Below are 5,304 nucleotides of genomic sequence, written 5' to 3'. Positions count from 1 at the left end.
TCAGTAGAACAGTTAGAAGAATTATTAAATAAATTGCTAAACGAAGGAGGTCTTATTATTAAATGGGAGCGCAAAGTTAAAAATAAAGGTAATGCTGTTTATTCGATTTAGCTGCACAACAGCTTAAAACGTCCACAATCTTATGTATCTAAGTATGAACGTGGTGAACGTCGTCTTGACGTAATTGAATTTTTAGAATTAGCTCAAGTTCTAGAAATAGATCCTCTAACTTTTATTGAAAATTTGCTCACATACACTAAAGGAAGGTAGTTATTCTAATTCAAATTACTGATTTTAATGCAGCTAATACTCTTATTAATAACCATTACAATACGGAGTGGAAAGAGATTGAAACTGTATTGACTGCAATGCCTTTACATATTAAAGCTTCAAGTCAAGCTAATAAAAAAGGAGAACCTATTTTTGATCCCGTAGGAACAAATTTATATATTACAAATTATCTCAATAAATCAGGGTGGAATGTATTACCAATTCCCAATCAATATAAGTTTTTTGGTAAAGAAATTGACCTGGCAAAAGCCGGATTAGTAATTGAAAATCAGTTTTCTAATTATCCATTTTTGCTTAACAACACAGCAAGAGTAGAATTTTTATTTCAGAAACAAATTTTATTGGCAGGAAACCCTATTAAATTAATAGTTATTATCACTAAATCTCAAGTATTTCCTTCTGCTAATAGTTCATTGTACTACGAACAAGCAGTTAAACAGTTACTAGCACTCGATGAAATTGCATTGTTTAAAATACCGATTAGAGTAGTTGGTTTATTTGAAAATACAAATACAATTACATCAGCTATTTGGACTGAATATGGAAAAACTACTGCTCGAAATATTGTCACACAATATCAACGTCAATACCAAATAATTCCAGGGCGGAAAAATAATCAGTATATATTTCAGTTGATATGATAAATATACAAATATATATTTAGTTATTTTGATGATTTATTTTTAAATATTCTTTATTGACTCCATAATTGAAGTTCGATTTGTTCAACTTTTTCTGTTTGCTCACTTGTTTTATTTTGCAACTTGTTTTTTTTGGTATTGCCATTCAATTTTGGATCTGTAGGAACTTGTTCATTTCTCAGAACTGCTGCAAAAGCAGCTTCTTCATAGAATAATCTATCTTCCATCTCTTGTAAGTGATATTCTTCAGGATAAATTTTAGCTTGGCTTCGTTCTGAAGGTCTATTTCCTATTTGTAAATCAAACCTAAATTTTTCAATAGGTTCTCCAGTTTTTTCCACATAATCACGGAGAGTTTTTAAATTGGGGAAATATCCATTTTCATTTGGTTTACCACTGAGACGACGTAGAGCAACTTCATGATATTTTGGTTCAATCTCTGTCCCGATAAAATGACGTTCATAATCTCTAGCTACTACTGCTACAGTACCAGTACCCATGTAAGGATCTAATACAATATCATTTTTATCAGTTGTGGCTAAGATAATTCTAGCTACCAAGTCTTCTGGAAACTGACAGGGGTGTATAGTTTGTTCTTCATGGTTATGTTTAACATTACGAAAAAGCCAAATATCACCAGGATTTTTACCATCTGGATGACATGAAAGTTCACCCTTACGACTTCCACGATAATGTTTTTTGTTTTGATATTTTTGGGGAACTCTAATAGCATCTAAATTAAATTTATAATTATCAGATTTACTAAACCAGAGAATTGTTTCATGTCTACAAGAAAATTTTTTTTGTGCGTGTAGACCATGCTGTCTAGCCCATATAATACGATTACGAGGAATTAAATTACAAGATTCAATAATAGGAAAAAACCGAATATCCAAAGGAATCAACATTCCTTTATCAGCAAAAGCTCCAACTTGCCAAAATAAAGAACCTGTTTTTTTAAGAATCCTAGCACATTCTTTTAATACTAATGTCTGTTCTTCTAAATAAATGTTCAGGGCTTGTTTTGATTCATATTCTTTACCTAAATTATAGGGAGGTGAAGATACAACTAAATCTACACTTTCGTCTGGTAATTTACATAGCATTTGTAAGCATTCTTCTAAAAGAATTGTATCTATGGGTATGTTATTTAACTTAATCTTCACTTTCGTATTTACCTCATAAATAAGCATATAAATCCATAATAACTTATTTTACGTTATTAGTAAAGTGTCATTTTGTGATTTTGAAGGTGAGTCTATCCAGACCCACCCTAACCTAAATTATACCAAAGCTGCTTCTCCTTACTAACTACCCTACCCTCATCCTCAAAACCGGCAATTTGATCACATTAACAACATACTTTTTACATCTTCTAAAGACATTGAAACGCTATCTTTATCTTCTTCCTTAGCATCTCTCAAATCTCGTAAATCTTCCAAATCTTCTAACAATTCCTTAATCTTCAAAAATTCCTCATAAGGTAAAACAGCAAATTGTTTTTCACCATTTTTTATTAAAAACTCAGGATGTAATTCAATCATTTTTTTAACTCCTATTACTCATAAGCTTTACTACGATGCTTAACCCTATACACGATTATAGTTTGTTCTTCTAATTCAAACAAAACTCGATAATCACCAACTCTTAAACGATATTCTGGAGTAAAATTTGTTAAGTGCTTCACATCTCCTTGTAAATCTTCTTGCATTGCTTCAATTTTATTGATAATGCGTTCTCTGTCATTTACAGAAATTTTCTGTAAATCTTTAATCGCTTTGGGTTTAAATTCTATTTGGTACTGCACATATTTTAACCTTTTTCAAAACATTAAGGTGAGTTCATCACAGACCCACCTTAACCTAAATTATACTAACAAAGTTTTCCTTTATTAAGCCACAGCAAACTCTGTAAACTTCCGAGTTTCAGGATCATGAAATGCTAAAACAATATCTTCTTTTGGTACACCTTCCCTTAATAACTCATTTGCAATACCTTCCTCTGTCCAATCTTCCTCAATGTAAATTTTATTGTTTTTAATTCTTACATGAACATGAGTTGATTTGAGTCTTTTATCTTCTTTCCAATCAACTGTTAACCAAAGATAATGATCATGGTTTTCATCAAATACTAAACAGGTTTCAGAATTATAATCAGGTGATTGATTAACTAATTGATCATATTCTGTGAGAATTTTCTTGATTAATTCTCGGTATTTTATGATTTTATCCATGATACAATTTCCTCCTTTTTATCATTAAAAATAATCAAATTCATTTGATGGCGTTGAATTACTGCTTGAATTGATTTCCTTTGAAAGAAAGTATTAAAGACTGAATTTTTTATTCCTAAATAAAGTTCATAATCTTTGTGAGAAAGTTCGAGAAAGTCACGATAGAGAAGATATTAACCTAAAGCATTTTGAAAATCATTCATTGGTGAAGGATTGATAAAACTTTTGATTTCAACAACAATTCTCCGGTTTTTTTGTTCTGCTAATAAAGTTTTTTCTGCTAATAAATCAGCATAAAGGTTATCATCTTCATATTCAAGTGTATAAGAATCAGCTAAAATTGTCCAACCATCTTTGATTAAAGCATTTTTAACTACATCGTGGTAGATATCTTTCGCTGGCATTTTTACCCTGTATGTTAAGTAGTTATTTTGGCTAGTTAATATAATTATACTAATTTATTTAATAGGCGATCGCACTTCATTCTACTTATATTAAACAGCGATCGCTCTTCCATTATCCCTGAACACAGTGATACCTATGGTGAGCTTCGCTATCTCTCTCACAAACCATAACCAAACAGCGATCGCCTTAATTAATTCTGGTAATATTGTATTTCTGCGGTATTAGTTTCTGAAGACAATTTTAGTTTATGATCACCTTGTCTTGATTTGTCAGGAGGTTAAATAGGTTGTCGTCTGATGAGCTAGAATATATGGAGATTGTTGAATCTGATATTATTGATGATACAGTCGAGGTAGGTAGTGGTTGTGAGTGGAGAGGTACAGGAAGCGAACCGCAATGGGATAATCCCAAATCAACTAAGGCTTATGATCATATTATCCGTCATCATGGTGCAAAGTTAAAACCTAGTAATTTACAGGGTAGAGCATCTAGTAAAAATCAAGATCAAGGACAATGGTTAAATGATCAAGATTGGTTGAAATTGGAAAAGTTAATTCCCAAGTATTATGGAAATTATACTATTAAATTTAATCGTCCCATTGGTAGAGTATATCATACTGATGGCAGTGTTACAGAAAACGTAATTTATGCTCTAATTGGGAGAAATCCAGATGGTACAATTAAATATGCTTATCCGATAGTAAAGCCTAAATAAAATTAATAAAATTAATAAAATTAAGGAGTAATAATAATGAATAAAGTTGAGCAATTTAAAATCAGATTAGCAGAACGAAATTTAGAAAATTTTGCTGATCCTCCTGACGATCCTTTAGGAGAATTATCGCCTTTTGAATTAGGGTTAAGAATGTTCTGTTATGAATATGATCATAAAGTGATTGTAGAAATAGGGGAAACAAAATTTAATGTATTTTTTGACCCAGATATTTGTATGTTATTAGAGGAGAGATTAGCTGAACACATAGGAGATTTACACAGGGGTAAAACTATTCGTTTGGACTTTGTTGAAAGTTATTGGATCATGATTAAATTTGTACCTGTTGGTAATGAAATTAGTTGTTATTTAAGGGAGGTTGGTTATTCAACTGAGGAAAGATTAGTGATGTTGAATAAACAGCAAGTTGTGGATGAATTAAGGCGGTTTTTAACTGAATTGATGGATATGGCTGCTAATTTGGGTTATGTTAGTTTGGAGGATAAGGAGGAATTTATTAAACCTGCTTTTAGTGATTCCAAGGTTTTGGTATAGCGATCGCACTTCATTCTACCTACATCAAACAGCGATCGCTCTTTCATTATCCCTGAAAATAGCGATACCTACGGTAAGCTATCTCTTCGAGTCCCGTCAGGGATACGCTAACGCACCTGAACCATACCCAAAATGGCGATCGCATCCCATAATTTCCAAAAAGCAATGTATACTTTTATCCTGCGAGACTTTATATACCCTAACTATTTTCACTATTTTGCACATTAATCTGTAAATACTCTTTATTTGATATATAAGTTTCTACATTTTTTAATATTTCTCTTAAATAAATAACAAATAACTCTTTTTTGAATCTTCAATAACTCATCAGCAGTAGCATCTTGAGGGGGCGACAAGCAAGTTGAAACCAAGATAGGGAAAAGGTTTGAGGTGATAGACCCTCTGAAAAAATCTGGTGCTTATTGAGAATAGTATACAGTTATTAAGCAGATATTTATAGGGTGCAG

At 31.6% G+C, this 5,304-nt stretch carries 8 protein-coding genes and 1 pseudogene; 4 read left to right on the top strand and 5 right to left on the bottom strand.

Going from position 1 to position 5,304, the window contains the following annotated elements; translation table 11 throughout:
* Positions 1–111: 111 nt before the first annotated feature.
* Both FFR48_RS30280 and FFR48_RS24985 read left to right on the top strand, forming a co-directional pair.
* Positions 112–270 (top strand): helix-turn-helix domain-containing protein, encoded by a 159-nt coding sequence (locus FFR48_RS30280; RefSeq protein ID WP_137669231.1) that lies wholly within the window; start codon positions 112–114, stop codon positions 268–270.
* Between the two features lie 2 nt (positions 271–272).
* Positions 273–932 carry a BglII/BstYI family type II restriction endonuclease gene (locus tag FFR48_RS24985; RefSeq protein WP_503827317.1) on the top strand — a complete coding sequence of 220 codons (660 nt, stop codon included), beginning with the start codon at positions 273–275 and terminating at the stop codon, positions 930–932.
* Positions 933–985: 53 nt separating this feature from the next.
* Here the strand turns inward: FFR48_RS24985 and FFR48_RS24980 are convergent, their stop codons facing one another.
* The 5 genes and pseudogenes from FFR48_RS24980 to FFR48_RS24960 all read right to left on the bottom strand — a co-directional run bounded on the left by FFR48_RS24980 (position 986) and on the right by FFR48_RS24960 (position 3,569).
* A complete protein-coding gene (locus FFR48_RS24980; RefSeq protein ID WP_201277676.1) occupies positions 986–2,098 on the bottom strand; it encodes a DNA-methyltransferase in 1,113 nt (370 codons plus the stop codon).
* 180 nt (positions 2,099–2,278) lie between these two features.
* Positions 2,279–2,476, bottom strand: coding sequence for a prevent-host-death family protein (locus FFR48_RS24975; RefSeq protein ID WP_096571745.1), 198 nt, complete (start codon positions 2,474–2,476; stop codon positions 2,279–2,281).
* A 14-nt stretch (positions 2,477–2,490) separates the two neighbouring features.
* A complete protein-coding gene (locus FFR48_RS24970; protein WP_096571744.1) occupies positions 2,491–2,739 on the bottom strand; it encodes a type II toxin-antitoxin system RelE family toxin in 249 nt (82 codons plus the stop codon).
* Between the two features lie 84 nt (positions 2,740–2,823).
* Positions 2,824–3,165 carry a XisI protein gene (locus FFR48_RS24965; protein WP_137669229.1) on the bottom strand — a complete coding sequence of 114 codons (342 nt, stop codon included), beginning with the start codon at positions 3,163–3,165 and terminating at the stop codon, positions 2,824–2,826.
* Positions 3,150–3,569: pseudogene (locus tag FFR48_RS24960) on the bottom strand (XisH family protein). Before FFR48_RS24960 ends, FFR48_RS24965 begins: the two are co-directional and overlap by 16 nt.
* A 311-nt stretch (positions 3,570–3,880) precedes the next feature.
* Here FFR48_RS24960 and FFR48_RS24955 point away from each other — a divergent pair.
* On the top strand, positions 3,881–4,285 hold the full coding sequence (locus FFR48_RS24955; protein ID WP_137669228.1) for a hypothetical protein: 405 nt from the start codon (positions 3,881–3,883) through the stop codon (positions 4,283–4,285).
* Between the two features lie 36 nt (positions 4,286–4,321).
* A complete protein-coding gene (locus tag FFR48_RS24950) occupies positions 4,322–4,837 on the top strand; it encodes a hypothetical protein (RefSeq protein WP_137669227.1) in 516 nt (171 codons plus the stop codon).
* The last annotated feature ends 467 nt before the right edge of the window (positions 4,838–5,304 follow it).

The organism is Sphaerospermopsis reniformis (assembly GCF_005402885.1).
Classification (GTDB): domain Bacteria; phylum Cyanobacteriota; class Cyanobacteriia; order Cyanobacteriales; family Nostocaceae; genus Sphaerospermopsis; species Sphaerospermopsis kisseleviana.
The sequence above is the reverse complement of the archived record's forward strand: the minus strand, read 5'-3'. Positions and strand labels throughout refer to the sequence as shown.

What these genes read in the sequence shown, in the direction of transcription:
- FFR48_RS24955 (WP_137669228.1), top strand. Translation starts at nt 3,881, where the DNA reads ATGGAGATTGTTGAATCTGATATTATTGATGATACAGTCGAGGTAGGT.
- FFR48_RS24975 (WP_096571745.1), bottom strand. Translation starts at nt 2,476, where the DNA reads ATGATTGAATTACATCCTGAGTTTTTAATAAAAAATGGTGAAAAACAA.
- FFR48_RS24950 (WP_137669227.1), top strand. Translation starts at nt 4,322, where the DNA reads ATGAATAAAGTTGAGCAATTTAAAATCAGATTAGCAGAACGAAATTTA.
- FFR48_RS24965 (WP_137669229.1), bottom strand. Translation starts at nt 3,165, where the DNA reads ATGGATAAAATCATAAAATACCGAGAATTAATCAAGAAAATTCTCACA.